Annotated in this window: 15 protein-coding genes; 5 read left to right on the top strand and 10 right to left on the bottom strand. The window is 55.1% G+C overall.

Annotation, left to right across the window (positions count from 1 at the left end; all coding sequences use genetic code 11):
- From Q8O73_RS13460 to Q8O73_RS13475, 4 genes are read left to right on the top strand one after another with little or no spacing between them, the layout of a single operon-like run.
- Positions 1 to 1,785 carry an acyl-CoA dehydrogenase C-terminal domain-containing protein gene (locus Q8O73_RS13460; protein WP_305558679.1) on the top strand — a complete coding sequence of 595 codons (1,785 nt, stop codon included), beginning with the start codon at positions 1 to 3 and terminating at the stop codon, positions 1,783 to 1,785.
- Positions 1,786 to 1,834: 49 nt separating this feature from the next.
- Complete coding sequence (locus Q8O73_RS13465; protein ID WP_305558680.1) at positions 1,835 to 2,368, top strand: thioesterase family protein; 534 nt, start codon at positions 1,835 to 1,837, stop codon at positions 2,366 to 2,368.
- A gap of 14 nt (positions 2,369 to 2,382) precedes the next feature.
- Positions 2,383 to 3,225 carry an enoyl-CoA hydratase/isomerase family protein gene (locus Q8O73_RS13470; RefSeq protein ID WP_305558681.1) on the top strand — a complete coding sequence of 281 codons (843 nt, stop codon included), beginning with the start codon at positions 2,383 to 2,385 and terminating at the stop codon, positions 3,223 to 3,225.
- Entirely contained in the window at positions 3,222 to 4,130 is a 909-nt protein-coding gene (locus tag Q8O73_RS13475) for an NAD(P)-dependent oxidoreductase (RefSeq protein WP_305558682.1), read from the top strand. The genes Q8O73_RS13470 and Q8O73_RS13475 overlap by 4 nt, the downstream gene beginning before the upstream one ends.
- A 228-nt stretch (positions 4,131 to 4,358) precedes the next feature.
- Here the strand turns inward: Q8O73_RS13475 and Q8O73_RS13480 are convergent, their stop codons facing one another.
- From Q8O73_RS13480 to Q8O73_RS13515, 8 genes are all read right to left on the bottom strand, one after another.
- Positions 4,359 to 4,838 carry a hypothetical protein gene (locus Q8O73_RS13480; protein ID WP_305558683.1) on the bottom strand — a complete coding sequence of 160 codons (480 nt, stop codon included), beginning with the start codon at positions 4,836 to 4,838 and terminating at the stop codon, positions 4,359 to 4,361.
- A gap of 143 nt (positions 4,839 to 4,981) precedes the next feature.
- Positions 4,982 to 7,087, bottom strand: a complete 2,106-nt coding sequence (gene mdoH, locus Q8O73_RS13485) for a glucans biosynthesis glucosyltransferase MdoH (protein ID WP_305558684.1) — start codon at positions 7,085 to 7,087, stop codon at positions 4,982 to 4,984.
- A gap of 34 nt (positions 7,088 to 7,121) precedes the next feature.
- Positions 7,122 to 8,876: a glucan biosynthesis protein gene (locus Q8O73_RS13490; RefSeq protein WP_305558685.1), complete on the bottom strand. Its 1,755-nt coding sequence runs from the start codon at positions 8,874 to 8,876 to the stop codon at positions 7,122 to 7,124.
- A gap of 250 nt (positions 8,877 to 9,126) precedes the next feature.
- A complete protein-coding gene (locus tag Q8O73_RS13495) occupies positions 9,127 to 9,873 on the bottom strand; it encodes an aspartate/glutamate racemase family protein (protein WP_305558686.1) in 747 nt (248 codons plus the stop codon).
- Positions 9,870 to 10,691 (bottom strand): ABC transporter permease, encoded by an 822-nt coding sequence (locus tag Q8O73_RS13500; RefSeq protein ID WP_305558687.1) that lies wholly within the window; start codon positions 10,689 to 10,691, stop codon positions 9,870 to 9,872. Before Q8O73_RS13500 ends, Q8O73_RS13495 begins: the two co-directional genes overlap by 4 nt.
- A gap of 1 nt (position 10,692) precedes the next feature.
- Complete coding sequence (locus Q8O73_RS13505) at positions 10,693 to 11,550, bottom strand: ABC transporter permease (protein WP_305558688.1); 858 nt, start codon at positions 11,548 to 11,550, stop codon at positions 10,693 to 10,695.
- A gap of 105 nt (positions 11,551 to 11,655) precedes the next feature.
- Entirely contained in the window at positions 11,656 to 12,972 is a 1,317-nt protein-coding gene (locus Q8O73_RS13510) for a PotD/PotF family extracellular solute-binding protein (protein WP_305558689.1), read from the bottom strand.
- Positions 12,973 to 13,000: 28 nt separating this feature from the next.
- Positions 13,001 to 14,086, bottom strand: coding sequence for an ABC transporter ATP-binding protein (locus Q8O73_RS13515; protein ID WP_305558690.1), 1,086 nt, complete (start codon positions 14,084 to 14,086; stop codon positions 13,001 to 13,003).
- Positions 14,087 to 14,399: 313 nt separating this feature from the next.
- On the opposite strand from Q8O73_RS13515, the gene Q8O73_RS13520 reads away from it, so the two are divergent.
- The gene (locus Q8O73_RS13520; RefSeq protein ID WP_305558993.1) at positions 14,400 to 15,131 is read left to right on the top strand and encodes a GntR family transcriptional regulator; all 732 of its coding nucleotides are present in this window, start codon (positions 14,400 to 14,402) and stop codon (positions 15,129 to 15,131) included.
- Positions 15,132 to 15,191: 60 nt separating this feature from the next.
- Here Q8O73_RS13520 and Q8O73_RS13525 read toward each other — a convergent pair whose 3' ends face one another.
- Together Q8O73_RS13525 and Q8O73_RS13530 are read right to left on the bottom strand one after the other, a co-directional pair.
- Positions 15,192 to 16,790 (bottom strand): gamma-glutamyltransferase family protein, encoded by a 1,599-nt coding sequence (locus tag Q8O73_RS13525; protein ID WP_305558691.1) that lies wholly within the window; start codon positions 16,788 to 16,790, stop codon positions 15,192 to 15,194.
- A 24-nt stretch (positions 16,791 to 16,814) separates the two neighbouring features.
- Entirely contained in the window at positions 16,815 to 18,329 is a 1,515-nt protein-coding gene (locus Q8O73_RS13530) for a tripartite tricarboxylate transporter permease (RefSeq protein ID WP_305558692.1), read from the bottom strand.
- Between the last annotated feature and the right edge of the window lie 6 nt (positions 18,330 to 18,335).

The following is an 18,335-nucleotide window of genomic DNA, read 5'->3' on the forward strand; positions in this document are numbered from 1 at the left end:
ATGGCACATTACAAGGCACCGCTGCGCGACATGCGTTTTGTCCTGACCGAACTGTTTGATTACAACGACATCAACCAGTTGCCCGGTTGCGAGGATTTCACCCCCGATGTGGTTGATGCAGTTCTCGAAGAAGCCGCCAAAATCTGCGAAGAAGTTTTGCTTCCGCTGAACCGGACCGGCGACGAAGAAGGCTGTCACTGGGAAGATGGCGTTGTCACAACCCCCAAGGGTTTCAAGGATGCCTATCAGACATTTGCCGAAGGCGGGTGGACCGGGATTGCCTGTGATCCCGCCTATGGCGGACAGGGCGCGCCCAAAACCCTGAATGCGCTGGTCGAGGAAATGATCTGTTCGGCCAATCTCTCCTTTGGCATGTATCCGGGGTTAAGCTATGGGGCCTATGCCGCCCTGCACAGTCATGCGTCGGACGACATCAAAACCAGATATCTGCCCAAAATGGTCGCAGGCACATGGGCCGGAACCATGTGCCTGACCGAACCCCATTGCGGCACCGATCTGGGCATCATCCGCACCAAAGCCGAACCGCGCAACGATGGCAGCTATGCCATCACCGGCACAAAGATTTTCATCTCGGCCGGGGAACATGACCTGACGGAAAACATCATCCATCTGGTTCTGGCAAAATTGCCTGATGCACCCAAGGGAACCAAGGGCATTTCCCTGTTCATCGTGCCGAAATTCATGGTTGATGACGATGGATCATTAGGGGATCGCAACAAGGTCAAATGCGGGTCGATTGAACACAAGATGGGCATCAAGGCATCTTCGACCTGTGTGATGAATTTCGATGGTGCCACCGGCTGGCTGGTGGGTGAACCCCATCAGGGCATGCCCGCCATGTTCACCATGATGAATCAGGAACGCCTGTCCGTTGGCATTCAGGGGCTTGGCCTTGGCGAGGCATCCCGTCAGGGGGCAGCAAGTTACGCCCGCGACCGGTTGCAGGGCCGCGCCCTGACCGGGCCGAAATCCCCGGAAAAAGAAGCAGACAGCCTGCTGGTACATCCCGATGTCCGGCGGATGTTATTGACCCAGCGTGCCTGTAACGAAGGATCGCGGGCAATGGGCATCTGGGTGGCCCGTGCGCTTGACACCATGAAACATCATCCTGACCCGGCGCAGCGCGAAGAAGCCGATGAATTCGTGCAGTTGATGACCCCGATCGTCAAGGCGCTGTTTACCGATTGGGGGTTTGAAACCACCAATCTGGGCGTTCAGGTGCTGGGCGGGCATGGGTATATCCGCGAATGGGGCATGGAACAATATGTCCGCGATGCCCGCATCGCCCAGATTTACGAAGGTACCAACGGCATTCAGGCCCTTGATCTGGTCGGGCGTAAATTGCCCGCCAAAGCCGGACGTTATTTGCGGCGTTTTTTCCACCCGGTGCAAAATTACATCGAATCCCATGTCGGCGATGAAGAACTGGGCGATTTTGTGCAACCCCTTGCCAAGGCGTTCATGCGCCTGCAACAGGCCACCGGCGAAATCGCGCAGCGCGGCCTGAAAAACCCCGACGAGGCCGGGGCGGCGGCAACCGACTATTTGCGGCTGTTTGGTCTGGTTGCGGTTGCCTATATGTGGGCGCAGATGGCCGAAATCGCCCTTGCCAAGGCTGATAATGACCCCGAAGGTTTTTATCGCACCAAGCTGGTCACGGCCAAATTTTATATGGAACGCATCCTGCCGCAAACCGGTGCATTGTTTTCGGCCATCATGTCGGGTTCTGCCACCATGATGGCAATGGATGAGGATGCATTCTGATCATGGCCCCGCGTCACAGCCCTGTTTGTTTTCAAGACCGGAGGATGTCGTGAATCTGTTGTTCCGGCTGATCCGTATCCTGATTCTGGCGCGGCTGCGACCGTCCCTGAACCCGTTGGCATTATCAAGTGTCGCCTTTCGCACCTGGCCGACCGACCTTGATATCAACATCCATATGACCAATTCACGTTATTTCGCCCTGATGGATCTGGGCCGGACCGAATTGATGCTGCGCACCGGCATTGTACGGCAGGCCTTCAAACACAAATGGCAACCGGTGATCACAATATCGACCATGCGGTTCAAACGCTCGATCAAACCGTTTCAACGCTTCACCCTCGAAACACAGGCGCTGTTTTGGGATGAAAAGGGCTTTTACGTCGAACAACGGTTTGTCGCCGATGGTAAAACCCTGGCCCTTGCATTGGTCAAGGCGGTGTTTGTCGGCCCGCATGGCGTGGTCCGCCCCGATCATGTCTGTGCGCTGGTCGGGATGAAAACCGGGTCCCCCGACATGCCGGACTGGCTGGCGGGATGGACCGATATCGAAAGCGCCATCGAAGCCCGTCTTGCGGCGATTTAGGAAAGGAAAAAACAATGTCGTCAAGCGACGCGGTCTTGCTGCATATCGATCAACATATCGCCACCATCACGCTGAACCGTCCGGCCCGCCTCAATGCGCTGGATCAGGCGATGACCAAAGGATTGATGGAGGCCCTTGACCGGATCGAGGCAGCCGGAAACAGCATCGGCGCGGTGGTATTGCGCGGCAGTGGCGGCACCTTTATGGCCGGGGGAGATGTCAGGTTTTTCCATGATTTGCTGCATCAAACCGACATCCCGGCAACAGAAGCCTCATCCACCATCCGCACCATGATTAATCAGGTCCATCAGGTTATTTTGCGCCTGACCACCCTGCCCCAGCCGGTTATCGCCCGTGTGGATGGCGCAGTTGCCGGGTTTGGCATCAGTTTGATGAATGCGTGTGATCTGGCGATTGCCGCTGAAGATACCATTTTCACGCTTGCCTATTGCCATATCGGCACATCGCCCGATGGCGGCGCGACCCATTCGCTGGTCAGGCTGGTCGGCATGAAAAAGGCCAAGGAAATTGCCCTGCTGGGCGGCCGGTTTGATGCGCATGAGGCCGAACGCCTGGGGCTGATCAATCAGGTGGTTGCCAGTGCCGACCTTGATGCCGCCACCACTGCCCTTGCCATCCGGCTTGCTAACGGCCCGCGTCATGCCCTAGCCCAGACCAAGGCGCTGCTAAATGCTGCCCCCGGCAATTCCTTGCCAGAACAGCTTGCCGCCGAGGCGGACGCCTTTGCCGCCTGCACGTTTGATCCTGATTTTTATGAAGGTGTTACTGCCTTTATCGAAAAGCGCAAACCGGCTTTTGGGAACCCCGCAACATCGCGACAGGGAACCGCATTATGACTGACGCCACGACCGGTCTTAAAGGAAAAACATTGTTCATCACCGGGGCATCACGCGGCATTGGCAAGGCGATTGCCCTGCGTGCGGCGCGTGACGGAGCCAATATCGCCATCATCGCCAAAACCGATGAACCGCACCCGAAACTGCCCGGCACCATTCATACTGCTGCCGCCGAAATCGAGGCCGCCGGGGGCCGGGCCTTGCCGATTAAAACCGATATCCGCGATGAAAACGAGATTGCCGATGCGGTGGCGCACACAGTCGAAACCTTTGGCGGTATCGACATTCTGATCAACAATGCCAGCGCGATCAACCTGACCCCGACCCTGCAAACCCCGATGTCGCGGTTCGACCTGATGCATCAGGTCAATAGCCGCGCCACCTTTGCCTGTGCGCAGGCCTGCCTGCCGCATTTGCTGGCGGCGGATAACCCCCATATCCTGACCATGTCGCCGCCACTTAATCTCAGCCCGCACTGGTTTGCCAACCACACCGCCTATACGATGTCCAAATATGGCATGAGTCTGGTAACACTGGGTCTGGCTGCCGAATTTACCGGCAAGGTCGGTATTAATTCCCTGTGGCCGGTCACGGTGATTGATACTGCCGCGTTGAGCATGATTCCCGGCATTGACACCGGACACGCCCGTCATCCCGACATTATCGCCGATGCCGCCCATGCCCTGTTATGCGCCCCGGCACAACAGATTACCGGTGGTTTCTTTACCGACGAAGACGTGTTGCGTGCCATCGGCATCACCGACCCGGACCGCTATAACCTGTCACCCGACAAAACCCCGATGCCCGATTTTTTTCATGAACCGGAACATAATGGCCGCAATGACCCGGCGGTCGCCCGGCTGCTGGACCTGCTTGCGGCATCGTATAACTTTTCTGCCACATAATGGCACAAAAGATCGGTGTCAGGGTGTGTGTGCCCTGACACCGTTTGGGGCCTGTCACATTGATGTGGTGGGTCCTTATCGCCCGCTGAACTGGCCCGCCCTTTGGGGTGGGCCTTTTTTTGGCGACCTGATTGTATTGGCCGTGCAGTCACATGGAATGCAATAGAAAAGGCGCCACCTGTTTGCACGGATGGCGCCTTGAAATCATTCTGAAAACCGGTTTTTTGTTCAGGAAGCCTGACGTTCCAGAGACTGACGCGGCATCACGCGGCTGTTACGCGCCGGGGTCGGCAACATCATTTGCACCTGAAGGGCAAGAGCAAGGTCCTGAAGCGACCCGTCACGATCCAGAAAACACTCGTTCCAGATGCCGTCACGATTGGCCGACAAAAAGGCACAACGCAACATCGCAAAACGGTTGCCGGTATGACAATCCTGATCGCGGGTCACATACGCAAACCAACCGGCAATGGCATCATGGGCGGCCTGATCAAGGACGTCCTGAAAATTGCTGTTCACGTCCAGAACTGTAACATCTTCGCGAAGGGCGGCACGCAACTGGTCAACCAGTCGCTGTTCAGCCACCTCGCCCGAAACACCAAAGGAACGCGTCCAAGCGCGTGCGGTATCGCGCAGCATCCTGCCCAGCGCAACCGGCTCGGCTGCGGTCGTTTTTTCGGCATGAGGCAAAGACATCTGTTCAAACATTTTCTGTCCTGTCCGGCTTTTAAGGAATTCATGACGGCGACGGCCAGTCATTTGAATTCAATAATCTTACCGCCGATATTGTGCCATATTTTGCCGAAATCAAGACGATTTAAGGGCAAGTCCCATGCGTGCCGAACATGGGGCTATCCCTTTTTCGCAGGTGCGAAAGAAGTTGATGTTTCAGGATGATCCGAACCGCCAATATTCTGCCCTGCCATGATCTGGTCCAAAGGCTTGACCGGCCATGACATAATCTTGAATTTCTCCTCGCGCGTCAGGGCTTCAACCCCCAGCCGGGCCAGTTTTTCATAGATGATTCCGACCTCAATCTGGGTACGGCGATCCGGTTTTTGTGCCGGTAACAAAGCGCTGTGCAAGGCATTGGCATAGGGATCTTCGATCAGTTGTAACAACCCGTCACGCACATCATCCCCCAAACCGGCTTCTTTCAGGCGGTATAGGGCGGCAAGTTCGTCCGGAGTCGCGGTTTCTTCGGGGGTCAGAAACAATCCCATCGCCGCCGCTTTTTTGCCCAATGCAAGGCTGCTGGACCAATGAGTAAGCCACGGCGAGAACACCAAACCAGCCAAAATCGGCGACAGCCACCAGAAAAACGCCTGATCGACAAAAATCGCGACCGCCCCCCAGATCAACCCAAGTGCAATAATGCCCTTGTGGGTTTTCAGGGCGGACATAAACGGCACACCGGTATCATCGCGTTCCTGCGCGTCCCAGCCAACCTGATTTCCGGTCAGAACCGAAAACACAAACCGCGCATGCATCATCATCATGATCGGGGCCTGCAAGGCGGAATAAATCATTTCAAGCAAACCACTGATCAGCACGGCAAAACCGCCATATTTGCGACGGTCCCGCCCGATAAACACCATCAGCACCGAAATAACCTTCGGCACCACCAGCATGCCGATGGTGAAAACAAGCAACATCAGCATTTCAAAAGACCGATCCACCGGCCATTGCGGGAACATGGTGAACTGACCAGGGAAAAAACTGTGTGTCAGGCGGGCATTTTGCAAGGTCGCCACCGTCGAACTCAGCAAAAGCAACAGCCATAATGGCGAGGAGACAAAGCTCATCACCCCCATGAAAAAATGCAGACGGCTGAGCGGACGGAATCCATGCGCAAAAATCAGACGCGCATGCTGCATATTACCCTGGCACCAGCGCCGGTCACGAATGGCGTAATCAATCAGGTTGGGTGGCAATTCTTCCCAACTGCCTTCAAGTTGGGGGATCAACCATACCCGCCACCCGGCCCGGCGCATAAAAGCCGCCTCGACAAAATCATGGCTGAGGATATGTCCCCCCATCGGAGGCTTGCCCGACAAGACCGGCAATCCGCAACAATCAATAAAGGCCTGCACCCGAATGATCGCGTTATGACCCCAATAATTGCTGCTGCCCATGCACCAAAACGCCAGCCCCGCCGACATGGTCGGGCCATGCACCCGCGAAATAAACTGCAAGACACGGGCAAACAGGGTCATGCGACCGGTCGGTTGCGGCGGGGTCTGGATGATCCCCGCATCGGGATTGTTTTCCATCATATAGGCCATATTGACCATCGCCTCGCCCGACATCACACTGTCGGCATCAAAGACGATCATATGGTCATAATTGGCCGCATATGTTTCACAGAATTCCTTGAGATTGCCGGATTTGCGTTCAGTGTTTTCCGGGCGGCGGCGAAAGAAAATCTTGCCGCGCGCATTCAGTTCGGCACAGGTTCGCGCCCACGCCATTTCCTCGGCGATCCAGATATCGGGATCGCGGGTATCTGACAGCACAAAAAAATCAAACGCATCAATTTCGCCGGTCGCCACCAGTGATTCATAACTCGCACGCAACCCGGCAAACACCCGGTTCGGACTTTCATTATAAACCGGAATGATCACAACATTTTTCGACCGCAAACGCCCCTTGCGCTTAATAGGGCGCAGGCGGCGCAATGTGAGGGCGTCCAACCCAAAGGCACGCAAAAACACACCGACAACGCCGGTATAAAAGGACAGGGATATCCACGCAAAATTGATGGTGAAAAACGTCACCACTACCGCTTCCATCATGGTCAACTGATCGGCGGCCAGAACATCGGCCATCATCCACGACGCATAGGCCGTGGTCACCAGTGCCGCACCAAACAGAAAGAACCGGCGCAATTTTCGACCCGGCCCCGCCAGCCGTACCGCCGGATCAAGGCCTTCCAGACTTTTCAAATCGTCTTTCATCTTTTTATCCCCCACCCGGACAGGCTCATCCGTTTCAGAATACCCACGGCATTGTCCAGATTTCGCTCAAGACCCGGTCACGATAGCTGATAAAAGCCCGGAGGTCCGAGGTCGTAGCATTGCCCCGTGCCACCAGATCAAACATCACCCGAATGCCGCCATTTTTGGGATCGGCAATGATGCGGACATTGCTGACATCGGCGTTCAGCGCACCGATATTGGCCTTGAGATTACCAATATCCGACAGGTAATAATCCAGTTCCCCCCCGGCAAAATTCACAATAAAACGCCGCCCAACATTGCCATCAATGGCCGGTGCCGGTGTAATGCGCGTATCTGTCGCACGGGCAAAGGGATGACGATCATTGCCATCTGTAATCGCGCTCAGTTCATAGGAAAATTCCATTGAACTGCCCGCATCGGGGCGGTTGTCGGGCACCCAGAAAGCCACAATATTGTCATTGGTTTCATCGGGCGACGGAATTTCGATCAATTCGACATGGCCCTTGCCCCAATCCCCAACAGGCTTGACCCAATAGCCGGGGCGTTTTTCAAACCGGGCATCCAGATCCTGATAATGGTCAAAATCGCGGTCGCGCTGCAACAGGCCAAACCCGCGCGGGCTTTGATCCAGAAACGAACTGATTTGCAAATCTTGCGGATTTTCAAGCGGTCGCCACAGCCATTCGCCCGATCCGTTATGGATCAAAAGCCCGTCGCTGTTATGAACTTCGTCGCGATAATCGTCAAAATCGCGACGTTTCTGTTCGCCATGCAGGAACATGCTGCTCAGTGCGGCCAGACCGATCTTTTCCACCTGTTCGCGGAAAAACAATTTGCCTTGTACTGCCGTCACGGTTTTCGTGCCCGGTGTGATGGCAAATTGATAGGCCCCGGTCACACGGGCACTATCCAGCAGCGCATGCACAATGAGGGTGCCAGATTGATCCGTCGGTTCTTCGATCCAGAATTCGCGAAATACCGGAAATTCCTCGCCGCCCGGTCCTGCAATATCGATCACCAGCCCGCGTGTGGATTGCCCATATTGCTGGTTCCGACCCAAAACCCGAAAATAGGTCGCCCCCAAAAAGGCGGCAAATTCCTGTTTGCGATTGATGTCATTTAACGGGTAGCGCAACCGCAACCCGGCATAGCCGGTCACCCCGGTCGTATCACCTGATACGCCACTGTCTCCAAAATCAAAAAATCCGGCGGAATAGGGAACCGGGCGGATCGTGCCCTTTTCGATCAGGTTGATGGCCACCGGCACATCATACATATAGCCGGGATGCAGCAATTCCATCTCGAACCCGGATGGTGATCCGCTAAAAAAGGCCTGATCGGGGCGGAATTTGATTTTGCCATATTGCGTGGCATTCAGGTCACTCAATGCCGCAGGCAGATCGCGCCGCGGATTTTCAAAAGGCTTTTCGGCAAGAATACGCGCCCGTTCGATCACCAACTCCGGACTGAAAGGCTCGGGTGCCATGACTTCGGGTACAATTTCCGCTTCGGGTTCTGCCGGGACATCCGAGTCTGCCGCAGATTCGGGGTCCGCCTGCACATCGGCGGCAGGCGATTGTTCTGCAACCGGCGCAGATTGATCTTCGTCGGGTTCTTCTGCCGCAACGGCTTCTGCAACAGGGGTCGCTGGCTCTGTTACCGGCGGGGCTGGCTGGTCTTCGGCTCTGGCCGGGGCGGGATCAATCGTCCATCCGCCTGCCATAACGGCGCACATCATCATGCCCGTCCAAAGCCCGTTAAGGCCAACCCGTTGGTAAAAACGCATGTTCTTCTCGCCAGATGCTTTGCTTGACATAAAGGGGCTTTTGCCGATGGATCACGGCAGCATTGTGACAGTATCGCACAATGCAACCGCATGCGACGCATCGTCATGCTATCCGAATGGATTTAATCCCTGTTTATGTCCTTGGAAAGCAGCATTTTTGCACAGGCAAAAGGATTTTGATTGCAAATATTGTGCGAAGCAAAAATAAAATCGCAATCTGCCGTCATTTCGGACGGCGCAATGCGCCTTTCTATGCAGACTGCACGGCAAATTCTGCGAAAATGCCGTCATATTTCTTGGCGGGCGGATGGGCATAACTGCTGTGTTTACTGGTTTTCAGGCCCAGTGCCGCCATAGCCTCGATCATCTTGATCGCCGCCGACACCCCGTCAATGACCGGCACGCCCAGATCATCGGCCAACCGGTCGGCAATATCGGTCATCCCGGCACAACCCAGAACAATTGCCTCTGCCCCGTCATCGGCAAGACATTGCCGGGCGGTGCGTTCCAGCGCCTGATAAGCCACCGCGGCATTTTCATTTTCAAAATCAAGGGTCCGCACCCCCGCCGCCCGCACAACGCAATCACGATCTGCACCATATTTGTGCACCAGATGCTGCAAGGGCCGCACCGACACCGGCATTGGTGTGACAATCGCATATCGCCCGGAAATCATGGCGGCAAAACGCAACGCCGCCTCGCACAGGCCGATCACCGGAACCGGGCTCAGACACCGTGCGGCATCCACCCCGGTATCGTCAAAACAGGCCACCACATATCCATCAATACCTTGGGGCGCGATGTCTCGCATCGCGGCCAGCAAACCGACACTGGCAAAGGCGGCATCGTAATATCCCTCAATACTGGCCGGGCCAAAGGACGGGTTAAGGGTGACAATCTCGGTTCCGGCAAAGGCAATTTTGTCGGCCTGATCGCGGATTTTGTCGGTGAAGGCCACCGACATATTTGGGTTGATCACGGCAATCCTGCGCATCATTTCGCCCCCCGGCGGCGCAAGATGACAAGGGTGCCAAGAGCAACCGCAATCACCACAAAGGAAAATCCGGTCGTCACCGTGCCTAGCGCATATAAAACCGGCGTCGTCACATTGGTCGTCATGCCATATATTTCCAGCGGCAAGGTATTAAGCGCCCCGGCCGTCATCAATGTCCGGGCGAACTCGTCATAAGACAGGGTAAAGGAAAACATCGCCACCCCGATCAGACTGGGTGCAACCATCGGCAACACCACGTATTGTATGGTCTGCCACGGCGATGCGCCCAGATCACGTGCCGCTTCTTCATAGGACCGGTCAAACCGGTTAAACACCGCAAACATGATCAAAAGCCCGAACGGAAACGTCCATGTCAGATGTGCACCAAGGGCGGAGGTAAACCAGTTGGGCTGAATCTGGACGATGTTAAACAGCAAACCAATCCCCAACGAAATCAGGATCGACGGTACAATCAAGCTGGCAATCGCCAGATAAAACACAATGCTGTCACCGTAAAACCGCCGCCGAAACGCCAGCCCCGCCATAAACGACACCACCACGGTCACAACCATGACAATCAGGCCCAGTTTCAATGACCGCAGAAACGATCCGCCAAAATCCCCCACCGCCTGCTGCTCAAACAGATTGCCAAACCAGTGGACCGAAAATCCGTTCATCGGAAAGGTCAGTCCCCCGCGCGGCCCCTGAAACGACAAAATAAAAATCGTCAGCATCGGCCCATATAAAAACAGCACGAACAGCGCAAAAAAAGCGGCAAGAAAATAAAAAGATAGTGGGCGTTTTTCGCGGTTTATCGCCATTTCACAACTCCTTGCGGATATCAACCAGCCGCAACAGGGCTGCAACGATCAACAACACCGTCAATAACAGCACCACCGCACTGGCCGCCGCCGCCGGATATTGCAAAAGACCGATTTCATTGGAAATCTGCAAGCCGACCGACGCACTTTGTCCGCCACTCATCAGGCGCACCGTGATGAAATCGCCCATCACCACCGTAATGACAAAAATTGATCCAATCGCAATACCGGGTTTGGACAACGGAATGACAACATGACGCAAGGTGTTCCATGCCCCGGCCCCCGCATCGCGCGCCGCCTCAATCAGGGCGCGGTCAATGCGCATCATCGAATTGAAAATCGGCACCACCATAAACAGGGTGTAAAGATGCACATCGGCCAGAATGACGGCAAAATCGGAAAACAGCAGAAATTCCAGTGGCGCATCTGTCAGTCCCATGCCCATCAGGGCCTGATTGAGCAAGCCATTGCGACCCAAAAACGGAATCCATGAAATCATGCGAATGATGTTCGAGGTCCAGAAGGGAATGGTGCAGACCATAAACAGCACAATCTGCCAGGTCAGGCTGCGGATATGAAACGCCAGAAAATAGGCAACCGTAAACCCAATCAACAATGTGAAAAGCCACGTCAAAGCGGCGTATTTAAAAGTGTTGAGATAAATTTTCCACGTCACCGGCGATCCCAGCAGGTAACGGTAATTTTCAAAAATAAAATCCGGTAAAATCCGGTATTCGTCATAATCCCAGAAACTGACAACAATAATGGTCAGCAACGGCACCACCAGAAAGACGGTAAAAACCAGCGCCATCGGCGTGATCATAAAATAGGATGATCGTTTGGATTCTGTTGCTGCCATTGTATCCCGTCCGTCACGTCAGGAACGTAAATTCAGAAAAGAAAGGCGCATCCCGAAAATCGGTAAACCGGGATGCGCCCCGCGTGTCTCAGATCATTATCGCCCTCAGGCAGCGATGAATTCATTCCATTTGCGGACCATGTGACGGTTTTCATCCATCACCGAGTTCCAGCAGGCAACACTGCCCATGCGCGCTTCAAACGAACCGCCATCGCGCACCGCACCGGCCTTTTCCATAATATTGCCATCCGGGCTCAGGATATCGCCCTGGGCGGGTTTGCCTTCCATCCAGAAACCCCATTCATCTTCGGACATAAAGTTTTTCGCCGTCGACGGTGCTGCACTGTAATAGCCCTGACGGTTCAGATAGGCCCCGACCCAACCCGACAGATACCAGTCGATATATTCATAGGCCGCATCCAGTTCGAGACCCGACAGATGTTTGGCAAGACCAATGCCGCCACCCCAGGCACGCGAGCCTTCTTTCAGCGGCTGGTAAATACAATCAATACCCTTTGACCGCACAGCGGCAACCGCCGGGGACCACATCGACTGAATCACGACTTCGCCCGATGCCATCAAATTCACGGATTCATCAAAGCTTTTCCAGAAGGCGCGGAACTGTCCGGCCTGTTTGGCTTCGATCATGATTGCCATGGTCTTGTCGATTTCCTCGACCGTCATGTTGCCCTTGTCGCCATAGGTGATTTCACCCATTGCTTCACACACCATTGCCGCATCCATGATGCCAATCGACGGGATGTTCAGGATTGATGCCTTGCCCTTGAATTCCGGGTTCAGCAATTCGGTCCAGCTTGAAATCGGACGACCGATCAGATCCGGGCGAATACCCAAGGTATCGGCATTGTAAATCGTCGGTATCAGGGTCATCCATTGCGTCGGCTCGGCGGCAAATTCAACACTGTCCGCACTTTCAACAAAGCCGACCGTATGCGGGGCCGTGCCCTGGGCGATGACGGATTCCGGGGTCAGCTTGCCATTGATGAAAATCGGGGTAATCTTGTCGTAATTCGACAGTTTCGTCGTATCCATCGGCTGCAAGGTGCCAGACGGGAAGACTTTTTTGCAAATCCAGTATTCGATATCGGCAATGTCGAAAGAATTGGGCTGGGTCACGGCACGCTGGGCAACCGCATCGGAATCAAGGGCGGTCATTTGCAGGGTAAAGCCCAGATCTTCCTTCACCTTGTCGGCAACCGCATTGATGTTGGAAACACCGGTGCCGAACTGGCGCAGGGTTACGTCCTTGATATTCTGTGCCCAGATGGTCGGAAACCCGGTGATCGCACCCGATCCGATGGCAACCCCGGCGGTGGCCGCCGCCCCTTTGACAAATCCGCGACGTGTCACATCCTTGTCGATCAGGGCCGTTTTGGCTGGTTTGGTATTTTCCGTCGTCATGTGAAGCTCTCCTGTTTGATTTATATTTTCAGGCCAGAACGTGTGCGTGTTCCGGTTTCCAGTAGGCGATGAACTTTTCCTTCCGGCGCACCGGTGCCTGCCGAAATTCGCTTTCGGTCTTCATCAGCGTGATGTCCTTGCCGTCCGTCGTCGTCGCGACAATGCGAACGCTCAGCCCCAGATATTCCACCGTCGTAATTTCGACAGGGATCGCCGCATTTTCAGACCCCGGCGGTACGGCGTCCGCCAGACCGATCAGATCGGTGCGAATAGTAAATTCAATCTCGCTGCCGGTTTGTGTTCCGGCATGAGCAGGCAGAATGAAACTGTCCGGTCCGCGTGTGACCATGATCGATTGGGCATCACTGTGGCCGACCACACCCTTGAAAATGTTCTGTCCGCCCATGAAATTGGCGATAAAGCGTGACCGGGGACGGTTGAAAATTTCTTCCGGGCTGCCTTGCTGGCGAATGACGCCGTCTTCCATCACCACCACCATATCCGACAGGGCCAATGCCTCGTCCTGGGCGTGGGTGACATGGACAAAAGTAATGCCCAGTTCCTGTTGCAGGCGGCGCAATTCATCACGCATCCGGGCCCGTAAAAACGGATCAAGGGCGGACAGGGGTTCATCCAGCAGTAAAACCGATGGCCGGGTGATCAAAGCGCGCGCAAGGGCAATGCGTTGCTGCTGCCCGCCCGAAAGCTGGGCCGGTTTGCGGTCGGCAAAGCTTTCCATCTGCACACGGGCCAACATATCGCGGGCCCGTTCCATCCGCTCGGCCGGTGCGATACCCTGCATTTTCAAACCGAACCCGACATTTTCCAGACAGGTCATATGCGGAAACAACGCATAATTCTGGAACATCATCGCCGTACCACGTTTGACCGGCGGCAGTTCTGTTACATTACGATCGCCAATCAGAAGGTCCCCCTCGCTGATCACTTCGTGACCGGCGATCATCCGCAGGGTTGTCGTCTTGCCACAGCCCGACGGGCCAATCAGGCAACAATAAGCCCCCGCCGGAATTTTAAGGTTGATCGACTTGACTGCGATGGTGTTGTCATAATGTTTACTGACCGCGATCAGTTCAATGGCGCCGTTGCCTGTCATCTGCCCGCCTGATACTGCACACAAAATTGTCAACAATCTACTGGCAACATATAGGCAAACAGTGTGCCAGTTCTATATTTCGGCCAAAACCAACGTTATAGGTGAGTGCGACCGATCTATCGCTCTTAAAATTGCCCGAATTCTGTCCATTTAATGTTCACTAATTAGGCATTTTTATAATTTGTTTGTTTTTTGATCAATTTCACCAACAAATCCCCAAATCTTGCCGGTCGTTTTTTGGTTTGCGAATCGTCAACAATTTTGTAGAAACTTATAATTACCTTTGTCACTTCATCAGGAAAGACGCGCCGTGATGGCCCATCCCGCCGAGCCCGCCCGCTATACCGGCAGCGGCAAGCTGCGCCCCGAAGAACAGATTTATCGGGAAATGCTCGGCGCGATTCTGGACCGCCGTCTGGAACCGGGCATGAAACTGGTGGAAGAAGACCTTGCCAAAACCTTTGGCGTCAGCCGGGCCCGCATCCGGTCAGCCTTTTTGCAACTGGCCCATGACAAGCTGATCAATCTGGTGCCCAATCGCGGGGCCTTTATCGCCGAACCGGGCATTAATGAGGCCATTGAGGTTTTTTCCGCCCGGCGCATGATCGAAGATGGCGTAGTGCGCAAGGTCACCACCCATATGACGCCGGATCGCGCCACCCAGATCCGCGATCATCTTGCCGCCGAACATCAGGCCCAGCACGATGGCGACCATCGCGCCCGCATCATCCTGTCGGGGGAATTTCACCTGTTGCTGGCACGTCTGGCCGGAAACCTGGTGATCGAGGAATTTCTTGAACGCCTGATTTTACGCAGTTCCCTGATCATTGCGATGTATGAAAGCCCGTTGCCGCCTGATTGTTCCCATGACGAACATGACGCCCTGCTGGCCGCCCTGACCGGCGGCGACCCCGATGCGGCTGCCGCCTGCATGGCCCGACATCTGGACGCCATTCGCGACCGCCTTCAGCTTGACCACCGCAAACCCGGCAAAACCGATTTCGCCCGCATCTTTGGCCGCCATCCCGACAAGGCGGCAGGCTGATAAAAAAAGGCTGGTTACCGCCAAACGGCAACCAGCCTTTTGCAAGGATCAGGAAGACACTCAATATCCGATGGCACAGCCATCCTTGCGCGGGTCCGACCCGGCGACATAACCGGCCTGCGTTCTGGCAATCAGTTGCGCTCCACCAAATCCGAAATTGGTGGAATCCGGGGTTTCAACCGCAATGGCATGACCCTTGGCCTTCAGCGCCGCAATCACCTCGTCACCAACACTTGATTCCACCGCCACTTCCAGCCCGGAAAGTGCCTGCCAGCGCGGTGCATCCGCCGCCGTTTGCGGGTCCTGCTTCCATAATTGGGTACGAAGGGTCATTTGCAAATGCCCTTGAGACTGCATTGGCCCGCCCATCACGCCAAAACTCATCACCGGCTTGCCATCCTTGCCCATGATAAACCCGGGGATAATGGTCTGGAACGGGCGCTTGCCACCTGCCACCTGATTGGGATGCCCCTCTTCCAGACTGAACCCGAAACCACGGTTTTGCAGGCTGATACAGGTACCCGGCACCACCACACCTGATCCGAAACCCATATAGTTCGACTGAATAAACGACACCATCATGCCGCTTTCATCTGCGGTGGTAACATAGACTGTGCCGCCATGTTTAGGGGCACCTGCCTTGAAATCCTGCGCCAAATCTTCCCGGATCAGCTTGGCCCGCGATGCCAGATAATCATCGGACAACAGATGTTTGACCGTTACATCGCGCATATGATCCAGATCGGCGACATAGGCCCGCATATCGGCAAAGGCCAGCTTCATCGCCTCGATTTCCAGATGCAGGGCTTTTGCACTGTCCGGCTCGAACCGGTCAATCCGGCAATGACGCAAAATGCCCAACGCAATCAGCGCCGAAATTCCCTGTCCGTTTGGCGGAATTTCATGCAAGGCAATATCACCAAAGGTCGTGTGGATGGTCCCGCACCAGTCAACACTGTGCGCTGCAAGGTCATCCTCGCACAGGGCCGCCCCATGTTTATGCGCAAAATCGGCAATTTTCCCCGCCAACCTTCCGCGATAAAAACTGTCGCCTTTGGTCTCGGCAATATCAATCAGACTATCGGCAATCGCACGATTAACGAAAAGATCTCCCGCCTTGGGTGCCTTTCCACCGGGCAGAAACGCCTCGGCGAAACCGGGTTGCTGACCCAGAACATCCCCGCCCTTTTGCCATAATGTCGCAATGATCGGCGAAACGGCAAAGCCCCGCGTGGCATACTCGATCGCCGGTTCAAACAGCTTTTCAAACGGCAATTTTCCAAATTTTTCCGAAATCGCCCGCCATGACGATACCGCACCGGGAACCGTAACCGATTCCCAGCCGCGTTGCGGCATGACATCACGCCCGGCAAACCGTTCGGGCGACCATGCACCAGGCGCACGGCCTGACGCATTCAGACCGTGCAATTCTGCACCATCCCAAATAATCGCATAGGCATCCGATCCCAGACCATTGCCGGTCGGCTCCACAACCGTCAGGGCGATGGCAGCGGCAAGGGCCGCATCAGCAGCATTGCCGCCGCTCAGCAACATCCTCACCCCGGCCTGCGCCGCCAACGGTTGCGAAGTTGAAACAATATTCCGGGCCAAAACCGGCGAACGGCGCGCCGCATAAAGAGCGTCGTGACGTAATTTCATTAGGATTTCCTTCCTGCATATCGATCAGTCACTGGCAACATTCGTTTCCCGTGCCGTCTTGCGAATCTTCAGGATCGACCGCACACTGAACACTACTGAAATCACAGCTGCGATCAGCAACACCGCCGAAATTGGACGGGTGAAAAAGGTCGTCCAATCTGCATCACTCATCAATGCGCGACGCAGATTGGTTTCGGCAATCGGTCCCAAAATAACCCCCAGCACCAATGGCGCTAGCGGATAATCAAGGCTTTTCAGGCCATAACCCACCAGTCCGATAATTCCCAAAAGATACAGATCGGACATCCGGTTATTCAGCGCAAACGCCCCGATCACACAGCAAACAATCACAGTTGGCACAATGAACTGTTTGGGAATGTCGGTGACACGCAAAAACAGGCGCATCGAGGCAACACACACGACCAGCATCATCAGACTGGACACAATCATGGCAATGAACATGCCATAGACCAGATCGGCATTATCCATAATCAGACGCGGGCCGACCGAAATGCCATGCACCATCAGGGATGCCATCAAAATCGCATCAACCGCCGATCCCGGAATACCCAGCGCAATCATCGGGATCAAACCACCGCCCGCCGTGGCGGAATTGCCTGCCTCGGAAGCAACCACACCATCAGGCGACCCTTGCCCAAATTTTTCCGGAGTTTTGGAACTGCGTTTGGCCTGATCATAGGCCAGCAAATTGGCAATAGACCCACCCGCACCGGGCAACGCACCAATAAAGACGCCAATCATGGATGACCGGATCAGATTGACCGGCCCCATCAAAACCTCGCGCATCACCTGCCATGTTTTGAAATCAATCACTTTCGGAATCAGGGCATGGCTGGTTTTCTTGCCGTGGATTTCGACTTCGCTCAGCAACTGGCTGATCGCAAAAATGCCAATCAGCACAATCAGGAACGGTAGGCCCGGCATCAAAAGATCGGTGTCAAAAGTCAGGCGTGACCGCCCCATCATCGGGTCCGGCCCGATGGTCGCGATGCCAAGACCGATCACCCCGGCAATCAAACCACGCATCAGCGAATTGCCAACCAGCGAGGCAACAACCGTCAGAGCAAAAACAATCAGCGAAAAATATTCCCACGGGCCCAACTTGACCGCAATCAGTGCCAGCGGTGGAGCGGCAACGATCAGGACAATCGTCGAAATCACCGTACCAAAAAATGACGCCCAGATGCCCAGTGACAAGGCGCGCCCCGGTTCGCCATTGCGCGCCATCGGAAAGGCATCAAAGGTAGTGGCAACCGAACTGGGTGTGCCCGGAATACCCAAAAGGGCCGCACTGATTAATCCCCCGGTATAACCGCCAACATAAACCGACAACATGACGGCAACACCCTGAAGCGGCTCCATCGCAAAGGTCAGCGGCAAGGTTAGGATGATCGCCATCGTCACCGTAAAACCGGGAATCGCGGCCGCAATAATCCCGGCGACCGATCCGATCAGCATGTAGGTCAGGGTATCAAAGGCAAATACCTGATGCGCCCCGGCAAGAAAAGCATCCATCATCTGTTG

It is taken from the genome of Thalassospira sp. (genome assembly GCF_030690045.1).
Lineage (GTDB): Bacteria > Pseudomonadota > Alphaproteobacteria > Rhodospirillales > Thalassospiraceae > Thalassospira.

What these genes read in the sequence shown, in the direction of transcription:
- Q8O73_RS13460 (WP_305558679.1), top strand. Translation starts at nt 1, where the DNA reads ATGGCACATTACAAGGCACCGCTGCGCGACATGCGTTTTGTCCTGACC.
- Q8O73_RS13470 (WP_305558681.1), top strand. Translation starts at nt 2,383, where the DNA reads ATGTCGTCAAGCGACGCGGTCTTGCTGCATATCGATCAACATATCGCC.
- Q8O73_RS13475 (WP_305558682.1), top strand. Translation starts at nt 3,222, where the DNA reads ATGACTGACGCCACGACCGGTCTTAAAGGAAAAACATTGTTCATCACC.
- Q8O73_RS13480 (WP_305558683.1), bottom strand. Translation starts at nt 4,838, where the DNA reads ATGTTTGAACAGATGTCTTTGCCTCATGCCGAAAAAACGACCGCAGCC.
- mdoH (WP_305558684.1), bottom strand. Translation starts at nt 7,087, where the DNA reads ATGAAAGACGATTTGAAAAGTCTGGAAGGCCTTGATCCGGCGGTACGG.
- Q8O73_RS13490 (WP_305558685.1), bottom strand. Translation starts at nt 8,876, where the DNA reads ATGCGTTTTTACCAACGGGTTGGCCTTAACGGGCTTTGGACGGGCATG.
- Q8O73_RS13495 (WP_305558686.1), bottom strand. Translation starts at nt 9,873, where the DNA reads ATGATGCGCAGGATTGCCGTGATCAACCCAAATATGTCGGTGGCCTTC.
- Q8O73_RS13500 (WP_305558687.1), bottom strand. Translation starts at nt 10,691, where the DNA reads ATGGCGATAAACCGCGAAAAACGCCCACTATCTTTTTATTTTCTTGCC.
- Q8O73_RS13505 (WP_305558688.1), bottom strand. Translation starts at nt 11,550, where the DNA reads ATGGCAGCAACAGAATCCAAACGATCATCCTATTTTATGATCACGCCG.
- Q8O73_RS13510 (WP_305558689.1), bottom strand. Translation starts at nt 12,972, where the DNA reads ATGACGACGGAAAATACCAAACCAGCCAAAACGGCCCTGATCGACAAG.
- Q8O73_RS13515 (WP_305558690.1), bottom strand. Translation starts at nt 14,086, where the DNA reads ATGACAGGCAACGGCGCCATTGAACTGATCGCGGTCAGTAAACATTAT.
- Q8O73_RS13520 (WP_305558993.1), top strand. Translation starts at nt 14,400, where the DNA reads ATGGCCCATCCCGCCGAGCCCGCCCGCTATACCGGCAGCGGCAAGCTG.
- Q8O73_RS13525 (WP_305558691.1), bottom strand. Translation starts at nt 16,790, where the DNA reads ATGAAATTACGTCACGACGCTCTTTATGCGGCGCGCCGTTCGCCGGTT.
- Q8O73_RS13530 (WP_305558692.1), bottom strand. Translation starts at nt 18,329, where the DNA reads ATGATGGATGCTTTTCTTGCCGGGGCGCATCAGGTATTTGCCTTTGAT.